Source organism: Sphingomonas paludis, from assembly GCF_053502515.1.
The window spans coordinates 2317859-2331653 of the sequence record NZ_CP187558.1; the positions used below are offsets into that span (position 1 = coordinate 2317859).

The following is a 13795-nucleotide window of genomic DNA, read 5'->3' on the forward strand; positions in this document are numbered from 1 at the left end:
CGCATATCCTGGGGTGACGCTCACCGGAGACCCATGCATGACCATCGCCGCCCCCTATTCCCTGTCGGGAAAGCGTATTTTCGTTGCCGGGCATCGCGGCATGGTGGGATCGGGAATCGTCCGCCGCCTGGCCCGTGAAGGGTGCGAAGTGCTGGTGGCGAGCCGCGCGGAACTGGACCTGAAGGATCAGGCTGCGGTCCGCCAGTGGTTCGAAGCGCAGCGGCCGGACGCGGTGGTGCTTGCCGCGGCCAAGGTCGGCGGCATCAACGCCAACAACAGCTATCCCGCCGATTTCCTGTACGACAATCTGATGATCGAGGCGAACGTCATCGAAGCGGCATTCCGAACTGAGGTGGAAAAGCTGCTGTTTCTGGGTTCGTCCTGCATCTATCCGAAACTGGCGCCCCAGCCGATCGTCGAGGAAGCGTTGCTGACCGGCCCGCTGGAGCCGACCAACGAATGGTATGCCATCGCAAAGATCGCCGGGATCAAGCTGGCCCAGGCGTATCGCCGCCAGCACGGCGTCGATTACATCTCGGCCATGCCGACCAATCTCTATGGCCCGGGCGACAATTACGACCTGGCCGGCAGCCATGTCCTGCCCGCCCTGATCCGCAAGGCGCATGAGGCCAAGCTGGCCGGCGCGCCGTCGATGACGCTGTGGGGCACGGGCACGCCGATGCGCGAATTCCTGCACGTCGACGACATGGCCGATGCGTGCGTCTTCCTGTTGCAGCATTATTCGGACGAGCCGCACGTCAATGTCGGCTATGGCGAGGACATCACGATCCGCGACGTCGCCGCATTGGTGTGCGAAGTAGTCGGGTTCGAGGGCGAGTTGCTGCTGGACAGCACCAAGCCCGACGGGACGCCCCGCAAGCTGATGGACAGCGGCAAGCTGCGCGCGATGGGATGGGAACCCCGCATCGGCCTGCGCGAAGGGATTGCCGACGCCTATCGCGACTTCCTGGCGCATATGCAGGATGCGCGCGGCATGGCCCCCGCCCACGCCTGAACCCGGCCGTCCGGCTGCCCGCGCCACGGGTCTGTCCTACAGGAACAAAATGCGTACATAGACCGCCTCCCCGTCACGCGGCGATTCGCGTGGCCTGCTGTGGAGGCTGTCCATGTCCAATCCAGTCGTGCGTGCTCCCGCCCGGTTCGTGCCGGTCGCGGCGCTTGCTTACGGCGAACGCGATGCCGATGCGCAGTTCGTCGATCCCGCCCGTCCCCTGCCCGTCGCGCTGGGCCGCGCTGCCGCCCGGTCGACGCCGCTGGCGGGGACGGCATCGTCCAGCCAGCTGATCGGCCCGTTCCTGCCCGAATGCGACCGGCAGGTCATGCTGACCCTGTCGGGCAGCTGGACCGGACAGGTGATCGTACAGCGTTCCGACGATGGCGGCGCCACGCGGCACCCGCTGACCCTGGCCGGGGAACCCTGGGCGCGGTTCGCCGGCAACGCCAACGAACCGGTGTGGAGCGAAAGCGCGACCGGCGTTTCGCTCTATCTGGATTGCACGATCACGGGCGGCACCCTGAACTATCGGATGGCGCAATGAGCGGGCCGGACCTGATCGCGCGCGGCCTGGCCAGCCGGGCGAACAGCGCCGCCGAACGCCTGGTCCGGCTGAACCAGCTACGCCAGCTCCGCTACGGCGATGCCATGCCGATCATGGCGAACCCGCCCCGGCTGACGCAGAGCGCGGGGTTCACCAGCAGCATCGCTGACGGCGAAACCATCCCCTTTACCGATCGCCGCGTGCGGATGGCGCATGGCGCGGCGGTGCAGGGCGTCGGCGTGCCCTATAACGGGTCGGTATCCAATGGCTGGGTCACCACGCCCGGCGGGCCGAACCAGGCGGGCGGCGTGTGGTCGCAGCGCTTCGTAACGGACGCGCCGGCGTTCGAGATCGAGGTGGGCGACTGGCTGGGCAGCAGCAGCTTCTGGATCACCGTTGATGGTCAGGCAATGGCGCGCTCCGCATCGATCGTGATGCCCAATGCCGGGGGCAGCCGCTACATCCGCGTCGATTTCGGCACCGATGTCCAGGGCGAAGTGGCCAGCCAGACCCTGGTATCGGGCGGCACCGGCCATGCCGTCGGCGATGTGCTGACCGTGCTGGGCGGCACAAACAATGGCCGGGCGATGAAATTGGTGGTCACCGGCGTGGATGGCGGCGGCGCGGTGCAACGCTGGTATGTCCGCGATTATGGCAGCTATACCGCGCTGCCGGGCGCCGCCGCCGCCACCCAGTCGAGCGGCGCGGGCAGCGGGGCCACCTTTACCCTGGCTATCAACAACCCCCGCTTTTCCAACCACAGCAGCCGCCGGGTCCGGCGGATCGAGATGTTCGGCGCGAATGCCAAGTTCAAGGGCGTCCGCGTGCCGGCCCATTCGGTCGTTCGCCCATGGCCGGTGGCCGGGCCGCGCCTTTTCTTCATGACCGACAGCTATGGCGACACCTTTACCCTGCATCCCGCCGGCGGCTATCCGTGGCGGATCGGCCAGCGGCTGGGGGTGGAGGATGTCTGGCACAATGGCCGGGGCGGCTCCGGCTTTCTGGCGACCAATGGCGGCACCGTGTCCACCTATCGCCAGCGGCTGGGCGATTTTGCGCAGCGACTGCCCGACAACCGGCTGACCGCTGCGATGCTGGTGACGCAAGCATCGATCAACGACAGCGGCGCCAGCGACGCCGACCTGCAGGCCGAAGTCGCCGCCTATTGGCATCAGGCGTTCACGACCCCGGCCTATGCCGATCTGTTCCTGGTGCAGACCGGGATCCTGCGCGCCGCACTGGTCAACCCGGCCGATGGAAAGGATGCCGCAGTCCGGGCCGGGTTTGCCGCCGCTCAGGCGGTGCACGACCCCCAGGGCCGCCGGTCGGCGTTCCTGACGCTCAGGGGGCCGGGATATGAGGTCATCACGCCGGGGGGCCGGGCGGGGACCGTGACGGGCACCGGCAACAGCGATTTCTGGAACACGTCGGACGGTGCGCACCTGACCCAGGACGGGCAAGATTTCCTGGGCGACATGATGGCGGCCGATCTGATCGACCTGATCGCCCGCTGGCGCTAGAGTCGGATCGGCACCGGCCCGTGCCGCTTCAGCGAAGCTGAAACCGACTGCAGGGCGCGGCAGGGCGAGCGTCCGGGGCGACGGCCGGTCGCCCTGCGTTCAGGAATGACGCTATAGGCTGGAATCATGCATGATTCCGCCCTTGATCGCCGGTCGCTGCTGGCCGCCCTGCTCGCCCTGCCCCCGCTCACCGCGGCCCGCGCCGCCCATGCGCTGTCGGCAGCCCCGGATGAGCCGACCGACTGGCAGGCGATCGGCGAAATCGCCCGCCAGTTCGTCGCCGCCGAATCCCCGGCCAGCGCCTTTCCCTTCGCCCCTGGCCGGACGGGACAGGGTGGTACGCTAGTCATCGGACATTATTTCCCCTTCTACCGGCCCAATATCGACAACCGCCCGACCGGCGCCGATTATTACGACCGGCATTTCCTCAATCCGGAGGGCGAAGGCGGCAAATACCGGCTTCAGCGCGGATCGCTACGCGAACGGCCATTGCCGGTTCCGGTTCGATCGCTGAACAGCTTCAACCAGATCAACTTTGCCATTGATGTCGCCCGAGCCGTCCGGATCGGTATCGATGCATTCGGCATCGACATTCTGTCGATCAACAAGAACAGTGTGTTCAGCAGCACGGCCACCATGATGCTGGACGCTGCGGCGGCGGTCGACCGTAGCTTTTCGATCATTCCCGAAATCGATTTTAATGGGCTTGACGGTGTTGCGCTCGAAACGATCGTCGATCTGATCCAGACTTTCTCCCGGCATCCATCCGCCCACCGCGTCGATGGCGGCAAATTGATGGTTATCGCCATTTCGCCTGACCGCAGGCCACAGCAATTCTGGTCCCGGTTTTTCAGCCTGATCAGGCAAAAGGGCATCGATATGGCCTTCGTGCCCCTTTACATCGACACGGCAAAATCGCGCGACCTGATCGATCAAGCATGGGCCATTTCGATCTGGGGGGATCGGACCCCCAACGCGGCAAAATCGCATCTTGGCTATCAGCGTGACTATGCGAACATGGGGGTCCGGCGCTGGATCGCCCCAATCGCCACCCAGGATTATCGTCCCAAGGATGGCCTGATCAGCGAATCGCACAACAGCCTGTCGTTCCGGCGGCAATGGGATGCTGCGCTGAGCACCGGCACACCTTTTGTCCACCTGATCACCTGGAACGATTATTCGGAATCCAGCCAGTTCGCCCCGTCCACGTTCAGCCAGTTCGTCTGGTATGACCTGAATGCCTATTACATTGCCCGCATGAAGGCCCGTCGTGCGCCCACCCTGCTCCGCGACGCTCTTTATTACATTCATCGTCGGCAAATCGTATCCATCAACGATTCAACGCGCGGACCACGCCAGCTGATAGCGGGTTCTTATCCGCTCCAAAACGAGATCGAGGTCATCGCGATGCTGACGCGGCCCGGGACATTGACCGTGGAATTGGCCGGAAAAACAAACCGGTTCGATGTGGGGGCTGGATTTCAGACGATACGGGTACCGGCAGCGCCCGGCAGGCCCCGTTTCGGTCTGGAGCGCGAGGGAAAAATGGTGTTGAGCGAAGTCGGGGATTGGCAGATTGAGGCCAAGCCGAATAGGCACGATGCGACCTATGGCGGCGGTTCAACAACCCGTCGGCCTGCGCGCTGACGGGGGAACTGATGCATGTCGATTGATCAGGGCAAACAATCGACCGTCACGCTGTTTGAACAATCGAGCGACGGCCACCGGCTGAGTTACATTGCCTATTTTGCCGCGCATTGCGATCGCATGGGCCGGAATATGAACGTCGAAACCGTGTTGCGGAACGCGGTTCTCGCGCCTGGCCCGTTGATATTGCCCATGCTGGAACAGCGCACGCTGACCAATCTGGCGACCATGGCCTTTCGGTCGATCATGGGCCGCCCGACGCTCTGCCTGGTGTTTCGCGCAAGCTATGCCGTGCGTTCGACCAGCATGTCGCTTCGCATCAAGCGGGCGTTGATGCGGCTGGTCCGGTCGCTTCCCCGCGCCGGCCTGGTGTCCATCGTTCCCGTGGATGCAGACCCGGCAATCGCGCCCTACGTCAATGATTGGATTTACGATCCCGAGCTTTGCGACCTCTCGAACGAGCAATTGATGCGAGAGCCAGGTGAAATGGCGGCGCGGCTTCGCGCACTTGCTGGACGTCGGATGATTGTGACGGCCATCGGCACGCAATCTGCGGACAAGGGGTTCGATTACTTTGCGAACCTTTGGCACCAGGTTCCGTCGCTGCGCGACAGGTTTCTGTTTGTGTCGGCGGGACGAGTGGTCACGGGATCGGACGGCGCAGCAGCACAGTTCGAATCTGATGGCGGTATGTTGATCAACCGGCGCATCGATGACGATGAGCTTTTGGACCTTTACAAGGCGTCTGACCTGATCTGGTGCTGCTACGCCCCATCCTATGACCAGGCATCCGGCATATTTGGCCGGGCGGTGCAGTTCGCCAAAACGGCAATCCTGCGCCAGGGATCGATCAGCCAGTCCTTTGCAACCGTGATCGATCAGCCTTCAATTGCGCTGCCGTGGAATCAGGCCGACGAAGCGGCCCGGCAGTTGTCACAATACAATGCCAGCGACATGCCAAAGGGAGAAAAAGGGCATCGCAACGACGAAATGCGCAAGCATAACGAATCCGTCATCAACCGGTATCTTGAACCGGGGCACGACTGACCTGCTGCAACCTCTACCTCGCCGGCAGGGGTCCGCGATTGGATCGGCGGTAGAACCCCCAGCCATTGATGATCCAGATCAATGCGGCCAGCACGGCAATGGGCGCCACGACGCCGATCAGCGTTCCTCTGTACAAGGCAATGGCGTATCCGACCGAAGCACCCGCCACCAGTCGACCCTTGGCATTTGCGTGCCAGTTCGCATTGATGAAATGGTCAATTCGGCACAGGATCCAGCCCACCACCAGACCGCCCGCAACGACGCCACCGATACCGAAATCCACGTAAAATTCGGCAGGCAGCGGCATCGAGACGTTGACGAACTTGTATCCTGCAAGATCAGCGGCGACGGCACCTGTCGGGTCGGCCTTGCTGGGCCATATCAAGCGTGGCACGAAAAAGAAAATCGCCGACAATAGCTGCAAACCCCATTGATATCCTTCAAACTCGGTGAACAAAATGGCGTTGTTCATCGACTGCAATCCGTCGAAGTCGCCGGAGATGACATAGACGGAAAAGATGTCGGAAAAAGACAGATCGAACAGCGACTGCTCGCCACGCGTGATGGCGTTTACGACCGGCATTGCGATCACAGCGCCGCCGAAATAGACGATGCTCAAGAAAAGCCGATTATTGATTTTCGAGAAATCGATGAAAAGCATCGAAATCAACAGGATGAACCCAAACAGGGTACTGCGCGGCAGGATCGGCGGCCACAATGCAATGATCCCGGGCAACAGGCTGGCCATCGTCAGGACGATGCCCAACTGGCGTTTCTGAGTGAATCGCCAGATGGAAATCGAATAGGCGAGCGCGACGACGCAGATGATGCGCGGCATTGCGATCAGCAAACCGCTACCCGCCGCATTGACGTTCACGAGCTGGACATCGCCGCGCAGACTGAACACCTGACCAATGCCCACAGTCGCAACATATCCTATGGTGCCGATATAGGCGGCCATCACGATGCCGGTTGCGAGCAGCTGGTTCGGGAAAAGCCGATTAGCAGCAGCTAAGCCTCTCGGCGCGGCACGACCGACAAACCTGGAAGCCGCAATATATCCCCAGGTGCTCGCAACCAGGAACAGGATCAGGATGAACGACGATTGCCGGATGATGTCGTTGGAATAGCGCGTGCTGACGAACGGAAACTGGTTGTGCATCAGATGCGAATAGCCGGGCAACGCCAGGAAAATGGCGAAATACAGCATCATCGTCTGCATCGAAATCGCCATCTTGGACGAAACCGATGTCCATCCGACCACCATCAGCGCAAAGATGAACGACAGCCCGACCATTCCGGCGACAACAGGGTCCGCTGACCTGGCCGTGGGCGTGTTTCCGATGATCGCTAATGCCACAAAACCGATGGACGCCAGGATCATGGCGACCACAAATCCGCTCAGTTGCTCGTTTCTATGCGGGATAGTGCGCGTGGCCATAGTGGGCCGACGACCAGTTACGCCAGCTACCATGAATCGATCCACCGGCGCGCGGGCGTTTCAATCAGGGTCCACGACAGATAGCTCACCGCGAACACCAGGGCATAGCACAGCATCGCCAGCCCGATCATCGGGAACAGGGACAGCTTGAGCAGCTTGTCGCCGATCGCGTTCATGACGACGATGATGATCAGCGCATGCCACATATAGATGCTGTAGGTCAGTTGCCCCAGCGGCGCAAACCGGGTGACCATCGCCCCCGGCGCGCCGTTCATGTCCGCTGCCACGGCCAGTGCCGCGATCAGGTAAACACCCGCCAGCACGATCAGCTGCGGCGCGCCGCTGCTCATCAGGACGAAGGTGACGGCGACCGCCGCCAGCACCGCCCATGATCCGTGGTTCAGTGAACCCAGCCGGTCGCGCCACCGGCACAGCGCCATGCCCAGCATGAATGCGGGCAGGCCGCGCAGAGGCGGATAGATCTTGTCCCATTCCACATCCAGCGCGACCGATTGGGCGATGCCGCCGCCCAGGGCCGCAAGCCCGATTGCCGCGAACAGGATCGGAAACCGCAGCAACAGCCCCAGCAGCGGGAACAGGAGGTACAGCACCATTTCCGTGCTGATCGACCAGCTGACCCCGTTGGGCGAACTGCCACCCGCGCAATTGACGATGGCATGGGTCAGGAACGCCGTCTGGCCCAGACAGGTGGCCGACAGGTCGACCGGATGGTCGGTGCCGATGTTCATGCGGGCGATGATGCTCCAGAACGCCCAGGCCAGTGCCAGCGTCAACCAGTGCAGCGGCACCAGCCGCCCCACCCGCCGCTGCATGAACCGTCCGAACTCGCCCGGCGAACGGACCCTGTCGCGGTAGACATAGGCGATGACGAAGCCGGAAATCACGAAGAACAGGTCGACGAACAGCGCCATCGCCTGGGACTGGCGCGTGATGATCGCCCGCTGAGCCTCGGGATAGAAGAATTCGTGGGAATGGTGCCACATGATCCCGACCGAAGCGATGAACCGCAACAGGTCCAGCCTCAGCATTTCACCCGAATGGGCGGTCAGCGGGGCAAAGCGCATCAGGCGGCCTCTCCCGCCCGCTCGGCCGCGCGGATGCCGGTCAGGCCGCACACGCCATCGACGAACGCGCTGACATCGGCCAGCGGCGCTCGCTCCGCCGAATGCGCGGCAAAGCGTTCCCACAAGGGCCGGTCGGTCGCGATCAGGTCCATGGCGTCGGCCCATGCGGCGGCATCTTCGGGATCGAGCACGAACCCGTTGCCCAGCGGACGGACCAGCGTGTCGATCGCGCCGACATTGTTCGACACCAGGATGGGCAGGGAAAACGCCAGCGCCTCGTTCACCACCAGCCCCCATTGTTCCTCGCGGCTGGGCAGCAACAGGCACAGGGCACCGGCCATCGCATCGGCAATCGCCGGCTGCGGCAGGAATCCCATGAAATCGACGTGATCGGCAATGCCGAGCCTATCCGCCTGCGCCCGCAATTCCCCTTCAAGCTGTCCGCCACCGCACAGGTTGAGCCTGCGGGGCGACTGGGGATGACGCTGGCGAAACTGGGCATAGGCGGCGATCAGCGTTCCCAGGTTCTTCTTGGGAATGAACCGCGCCACCGCCAGGAATGGCCGCTGCTCCCATGCCGGGGGCGGCGCACTGGCCAGGGTGCGCAACCGGTCGAGCGACACGGTGTCATACCCCTCCGTCACCCGGCGGCGGCGCAGGCCCAGGAAGTTCAGATATTCCCGCGCCCGGCGTCCCGCCGCAAACCCGCCGCGATAGGGCAGCAGCAGCATGGCCTTGACCAGCTCGAGCGGCAACCGGCGCGGCTTGTCGTCGAACTTGGAATCCAGCGTCACATACACGCGCACGCCCATCAGCGTCAGTGCGATGGCCGCGGCAAAGATGTCGGGCCGCTCATATCCGGCCAGGAACATGTCGGTGATCCGCCGCCGCCGGGTGATGGCGATGATCTTGCGCAGCCGCGCCATTCCGCCGATTCGGTCCGCCACCTGTCCGGGGAACAGCGTTTCCTTGGTGAAATGCCTGCCCTGGCCGCTTTCGCCCCAGCCGTAATTCACGCTGGTGCTGGCCACTTCCAGCCCGATCACGTCCGCCTCGCCCGCCAGCGCCTGGCCCAGCGCCTCGCACCGGTCCATGTGATAGGCGGAGAAATGATGCCAGTAAAAGCCGATGGCGCGGCGCGGTGCCCTGCTCATTTACGCCTCGATCACCTCGACGCCGAACTTTCGAAAGACCGCCAGGATGTCGGCGGGATCGCGCCGTTCCTGAATCTGGCGGAACGCGGCCGGATCGAACGCGACCGACCGGATGGTGTCGCCCAGCATCGATTTGACGGTCATCAGCGCCGTGCTGTTCGCCGACGCGATGACGCCGTAATCGCTGTCGCCGATCATCTCCTCGATCGGCACCGGCGGATCGACCAGGATGCAGCTGCGATCGGTGTACAGCGCGATTTCCTCGGGCGACTGGAAATGATGGGGCTTGATGTGGATGGTGCTCACCCCCTGCCCGCGCAGCCAGCCGAGCGCATGATCGACAAAGGCGGCCATGCGCGGCGCGCCGTAATCGCGCAGATAGGGCTGGCCGACGAACACCGCCCGGGCCGGATCGCGGCTGCCCGCCTGCGCCAGCCGGGCATCGGGCGGGACGACGCGGTACCGGTCGCCGCCATCGGTCGGTACCACCCGGTCGCTGCCGACAAAGATCGTGCGGACATCGGGCTGGTCCAGTCCCAGCGGATGCCCGGAAAACAGCGTGCGGGCCGGCGCGCCGCGCACCCGCCCGATCAGTTCCAGCGCAATACTGCGCAGCATCCAGTTGCCGGACTGGCCGGATCGCAGATAGGTCGACAGCCCGTCCTCGCTCAGTGCGATGCGCACGCCCGGTCGGCGGCGCCAGCGGGTATAGACCATGTTGTTGAACGGCCACGCCAGCGATGCGCACAGAAAGGTGAAGGGCCGGTCGCCGACCATCGCCTCGATCCGGGCCATCGCATCGCGGATGCGGGCCAGGTTTTCCGGCTGCATCACATTGCCGTCGATGGTCAGGGATATGATCTTCGCATCGCCCAGCCGGGGCGCGCGTCCGTCGCGGAACTTGGCCGGGCGCTGATCGATCAGCAGCATCGGTCGCGGCGCCAGCACCGCAACCAGCCGCTCCAGGAACATCAGCTGGTAAGGGGTGGTGACGGATGCGACGATAGGCGCGTCGGATGCTGCATCCGCGAAGCAATCGTTCAGATCGGCGCGGATATCGGTCATGCTCGGCTGCTGCTCCCTCATGGCGCGCGTTACAAAACCCGCTGGCGCAGTGCAACAGAAACTGCCCCGAAACGGGGTGCAGGCCCGATTGCCGGGCGTGCAACGGGCTTCGCATCGGCGAAATCTTGGTGTAGGGGATGACGGATCGCGGCTTGGTCTTCCTTGCCGGATTGCATGCCTTGACCCTGCGGAGAAGACGATGTCGTATCAAATCCTGGACTGCACGCTGCGCGACGGCGGGTATTACACCAACTGGGATTTCGACGAGGATCTGGTCGAGGAATATCTGCATTCGGTCGCTCGGGTGCCGGTCGAGCATATCGAGATCGGATATTGCAGCCCGCCAAAGCCCGGCTATCGCGGCGAATGGTGCTATCTGGACAGGACGCGGCTGCAATGGGTCAAGGATCGGCTGCGCGCGGATCAATCGCTGGTCGTGATGCTGGATGCCAAGGATTGGCAGCCCGACATGATCGAACCCTATCTGAAGCCGCTGGTCGGCATCGTCGACATGGTGCGCATGGCCATCGCGCCCAGCGAGTTCGTCAAGGGCCTGGCCCTGTCGCGCGCGCTGAAGGCCTTGGGGTTCAAGGTCGGGTTCAACACCATGTACCTGTCCAAATATTCGCCCGACCTGCGCGAACTGGATCCGCTGCGCGGCAATGCCGACTGCATCGACATCCTGTCGCTGGTGGACAGCTTCGGCGGGTGCACGCCCGACGATGTGTCGGCAAAGATCGCCCTGGCGCGCGAAGCATTTCCGGGCACGCCCATCGGCTTTCACGGCCATGACAATACCTGCCTCGGCTATGCCAACGCGCTCGCCGCCCTGTCCGCCGGGGCCGAGGTGATCGATGCGACCTTTGTCGGCATGGGTCGCGGGGCGGGCAACACCCGCACCGAAATGCTGATCGTGCACAAGGCCGCCGACGATGGCGACGCGCTGGAGGCGACGGCCCATATCGTCGACCGGTTCGAACAGCTGCGCACCATCTACAAATGGGGCACCAACCTGCCCTACATGATGTCGGGCGCGGCCAATCTGCCGCAAAAGGACGTGATGGATTGGCTGGGCAAGAACCGCTACGGCCCCGTCACCGTCATCCGCGCGCTGCAGCAGCAGAGCAGCGGATCGGTCGACCAGACCACCTATCCCGAACTGCGACAGAACAGCCTGCCCGCCGATGCCGGCCGGGTGACGCTGATCATCGGTGGCGGCCCGAGTGTCCAGCGGCACGGCGCGGCGATCCGCCGGTTCGTCGAAACTTCGGGTGCGGCGGTAATCCATGCCAACACCCGCTATGCCGACCTGCTCGGCGCGTTCGGCACCTATGAACTGCTCTGCCTGCCCGGCGATGCTGCGCATCACCTGCCGGACGGCGCGGTGGACGGCAAGATCGCAGGGGTGGTCGTGCCCAATCCGCCCCGTTTCCGTGGCTCGGTTCCGGCCAATATCGGCTGCCCCATCTTCCAGGCCGCACCGTTCGGCCCGGCGGGCAGCGACCAGCTTGGCCCGATTTCGGACATCGGCCCGCTTGCCCTGGCCGCCGGTGCGGCACGGGCAATCGCCGCCAGCACGATCTTCCTGGTCGGGTTCGACGGGTATGACGATGCGACCGTGGCTCAGCAGGAATTGATGAACGAGATTCAGGCGACTATCGACGGCCTGGCCGCCGACGGGTCGATCACCATCGCCAGCCTGACGCCGACCCGCTACGCGCTGCCGGTGCGGTCGGTCTATGCCGAGGCGCAAGCGTTGGTCGCGTGAATCGCGGCATGGCCGGGGTGCCGTCCCTGCTCAACGGGTATGCCGTCGTCGTATTCGATTGCGACGGCGTCCTGCTCGATTCCAACCGGTTCAAGATCGATGCCTTTCGCACAGTCGCTGCCGATGCCGGGTTCGATCCGGCCGTTGTAGAGGCGTTTTCCGCGTTTCAGGCCGCCAATTTCGGTACATCGCGCTATCGGCTGTTCGAACTGTTGTTGTCGGGCCAATTCGGGCCGACGGTGCCGGTTGCCCTGGATCAGCTGCTCGACGCCTATGGCGCTGCCTGTCGCAGCGGCTATCTGAAGGTCGCGGAAACGCCGGGGATGCGCGACGCGCTCGATCGGGCGGGGCAAGGCCGCGGGCTTTATGTCGTGTCGGGCAGCGACGAGGCGGAATTGACCGACACTTTGGTCGCACGCGACATGGCCCGGTATTTTCAGGCCATTTACGGCTCGCCCCGAACCAAGGTCGAAAATCTGGCGCGCGTCAGGGCGCACCGGGCGGATGCGGGCGGGCGGCCCGACGAACGGCTGTTGTTCGTGGGGGACGCGCTGGCCGACCTGAAAGCCGCCACGGAATCGGGCGCCGACTTTCTGTTCATGTCGGCCTATTCCACTGTCCGCGAGGCACTGGCCACCGCCAGCGCCGAAGCCGGATGGCCAGCGATCGAGGATTTGCGCGCGCTGGCTTAACCCGCCAGCGCCGCCTCGGCCCGCGCCACATCCTCCGGCAGGTCGACCGGGATCGACTTGTCCGACATCTCGATCATCCGCACCGGCACGCCCAGTTCCAGGAAGCGAAGGATTTCGATGTCCTCCGCCTCTTCCAGCGGGGTCTTGGTCGGATGCGCGCGCAACCTGGCCAATGCGGTGGCGGGAAAGGCATAGGCGCAGACTTGGCGGTACCCAAAGCGGAACTCGCCGCTCTTGCCGCCCGGGATCGGTGCCCGGCTCATGTACAGCAATCGCCCTTCGGTATCGAATACCACCTTGGGCACCATGCGGCTGGCATGTTCCTGGGCGTCGTGGATCGGGCAATAGCCGTTGATGATCGAATGGGGATCGCCGGCCACCGCTGCCAGCAGCTTGGTCAGGTCCTCCGGATTGAACACCGGTTCGTCGCCCTGAACGTTCACGAACACGTCCCCGCCCAGGATCTGCGCCACTTCCGCCACCCGGTCGGTCCCGGTCGCATGGTCGTCCCGCGTCATCACCGTGGCGATGCCATGGGCGGCACAGACATCGGCGATCTCGGCCGAATCCGTGGCCACGAAAATCCGGTCCGCCGGCATCACCGACACGCACCGCTCGAACGTCCGAACCACCATCGGCTTCCCGGCAATGGACACCAGTGGTTTGCGCGGCAGCCGTGTCGATTGGATCCGCGCCGGAATTACGATCTTGACGTCCATGCCCACCTCCGAATTGCGGCGTCTTTGCATGGCGGCTTTTCGCAAACAAGGGGCCGCGCAAAGTCATGCCGCGTTGCAAAATGATTGCACCACGATAA

General features: G+C 63.9%; 12 protein-coding genes. 7 read left to right on the top strand and 5 right to left on the bottom strand.

The window, feature by feature from the left end; genetic code table 11:
* The first annotated feature begins 37 nt into the window (after positions 1-37).
* The 5 genes from fcl (at position 38) to ACPVPU_RS11150 (ending at position 5773) form a co-directional block, all read left to right on the top strand.
* Entirely contained in the window at positions 38-1015 is a 978-nt protein-coding gene (gene fcl / locus ACPVPU_RS11130) for a GDP-L-fucose synthase (protein ID WP_448658007.1), read from the top strand.
* 112 nt (positions 1016-1127) lie between these two features.
* Entirely contained in the window at positions 1128-1559 is a 432-nt protein-coding gene (locus tag ACPVPU_RS11135; RefSeq protein ID WP_448658008.1) for a hypothetical protein, read from the top strand.
* Positions 1556-3079: a hypothetical protein gene (locus tag ACPVPU_RS11140; RefSeq protein WP_448658009.1), complete on the top strand. Its 1524-nt coding sequence runs from the start codon at positions 1556-1558 to the stop codon at positions 3077-3079. The genes ACPVPU_RS11135 and ACPVPU_RS11140 overlap by 4 nt, the downstream gene beginning before the upstream one ends.
* Before the next feature lie 126 nt (positions 3080-3205).
* Positions 3206-4726, top strand: a complete 1521-nt coding sequence (locus ACPVPU_RS11145; protein ID WP_448658010.1) for an endo-1,3-alpha-glucanase family glycosylhydrolase — start codon at positions 3206-3208, stop codon at positions 4724-4726.
* A gap of 15 nt (positions 4727-4741) precedes the next feature.
* A complete protein-coding gene (locus ACPVPU_RS11150) occupies positions 4742-5773 on the top strand; it encodes a hypothetical protein (protein WP_448658011.1) in 1032 nt (343 codons plus the stop codon).
* 13 nt (positions 5774-5786) lie between these two features.
* On the opposite strand, the gene ACPVPU_RS11155 is transcribed toward ACPVPU_RS11150, so the two are convergent.
* The 4 genes from ACPVPU_RS11155 to ACPVPU_RS11170 all read right to left on the bottom strand — a co-directional run bounded on the left by ACPVPU_RS11155 (position 5787) and on the right by ACPVPU_RS11170 (position 10518).
* Positions 5787-7157 (bottom strand): hypothetical protein, encoded by a 1371-nt coding sequence (locus ACPVPU_RS11155; RefSeq protein ID WP_448658012.1) that lies wholly within the window; start codon positions 7155-7157, stop codon positions 5787-5789.
* Positions 7158-7240: 83 nt separating this feature from the next.
* On the bottom strand, positions 7241-8299 hold the full coding sequence (locus ACPVPU_RS11160) for an acyltransferase family protein (RefSeq protein ID WP_448658013.1): 1059 nt from the start codon (positions 8297-8299) through the stop codon (positions 7241-7243).
* Positions 8299-9453: a glycosyltransferase gene (locus ACPVPU_RS11165; protein WP_448658014.1), complete on the bottom strand. Its 1155-nt coding sequence runs from the start codon at positions 9451-9453 to the stop codon at positions 8299-8301. The genes ACPVPU_RS11160 and ACPVPU_RS11165 overlap by 1 nt, the downstream gene beginning before the upstream one ends.
* A complete protein-coding gene (locus tag ACPVPU_RS11170; RefSeq protein ID WP_448658015.1) occupies positions 9454-10518 on the bottom strand; it encodes a hypothetical protein in 1065 nt (354 codons plus the stop codon).
* A 199-nt stretch (positions 10519-10717) separates the two neighbouring features.
* On the opposite strand from ACPVPU_RS11170, the gene ACPVPU_RS11175 reads away from it, so the two are divergent.
* Together ACPVPU_RS11175 and ACPVPU_RS11180 are read left to right on the top strand one after the other, a co-directional pair.
* Positions 10718-12286 (top strand): hypothetical protein, encoded by a 1569-nt coding sequence (locus ACPVPU_RS11175; RefSeq protein ID WP_448658016.1) that lies wholly within the window; start codon positions 10718-10720, stop codon positions 12284-12286.
* The gene (locus tag ACPVPU_RS11180) at positions 12283-12978 is read left to right on the top strand and encodes an HAD family hydrolase (RefSeq protein WP_448658017.1); all 696 of its coding nucleotides are present in this window, start codon (positions 12283-12285) and stop codon (positions 12976-12978) included. The genes ACPVPU_RS11175 and ACPVPU_RS11180 overlap by 4 nt, the downstream gene beginning before the upstream one ends.
* On the opposite strand, the gene ACPVPU_RS11185 is transcribed toward ACPVPU_RS11180, so the two are convergent.
* Positions 12975-13697: a 3-deoxy-manno-octulosonate cytidylyltransferase gene (locus tag ACPVPU_RS11185; protein WP_448658018.1), complete on the bottom strand. Its 723-nt coding sequence runs from the start codon at positions 13695-13697 to the stop codon at positions 12975-12977. The two genes, ACPVPU_RS11180 and ACPVPU_RS11185, sit on opposite strands and share 4 nt — an antisense overlap.
* Between the last annotated feature and the right edge of the window lie 98 nt (positions 13698-13795).

What these genes read in the sequence shown, in the direction of transcription:
- ACPVPU_RS11155 (WP_448658012.1), bottom strand. Translation starts at nt 7,157, where the DNA reads ATGATCCTGGCGTCCATCGGTTTTGTGGCATTAGCGATCATCGGAAAC.
- ACPVPU_RS11170 (WP_448658015.1), bottom strand. Translation starts at nt 10,518, where the DNA reads ATGACCGATATCCGCGCCGATCTGAACGATTGCTTCGCGGATGCAGCA.
- ACPVPU_RS11140 (WP_448658009.1), top strand. Translation starts at nt 1,556, where the DNA reads ATGAGCGGGCCGGACCTGATCGCGCGCGGCCTGGCCAGCCGGGCGAAC.
- ACPVPU_RS11135 (WP_448658008.1), top strand. Translation starts at nt 1,128, where the DNA reads ATGTCCAATCCAGTCGTGCGTGCTCCCGCCCGGTTCGTGCCGGTCGCG.
- ACPVPU_RS11160 (WP_448658013.1), bottom strand. Translation starts at nt 8,299, where the DNA reads ATGCGCTTTGCCCCGCTGACCGCCCATTCGGGTGAAATGCTGAGGCTG.
- ACPVPU_RS11165 (WP_448658014.1), bottom strand. Translation starts at nt 9,453, where the DNA reads ATGAGCAGGGCACCGCGCCGCGCCATCGGCTTTTACTGGCATCATTTC.
- ACPVPU_RS11145 (WP_448658010.1), top strand. Translation starts at nt 3,206, where the DNA reads ATGCATGATTCCGCCCTTGATCGCCGGTCGCTGCTGGCCGCCCTGCTC.
- ACPVPU_RS11175 (WP_448658016.1), top strand. Translation starts at nt 10,718, where the DNA reads ATGTCGTATCAAATCCTGGACTGCACGCTGCGCGACGGCGGGTATTAC.
- ACPVPU_RS11150 (WP_448658011.1), top strand. Translation starts at nt 4,742, where the DNA reads ATGTCGATTGATCAGGGCAAACAATCGACCGTCACGCTGTTTGAACAA.
- ACPVPU_RS11185 (WP_448658018.1), bottom strand. Translation starts at nt 13,697, where the DNA reads ATGGACGTCAAGATCGTAATTCCGGCGCGGATCCAATCGACACGGCTG.
- fcl (WP_448658007.1), top strand. Translation starts at nt 38, where the DNA reads ATGACCATCGCCGCCCCCTATTCCCTGTCGGGAAAGCGTATTTTCGTT.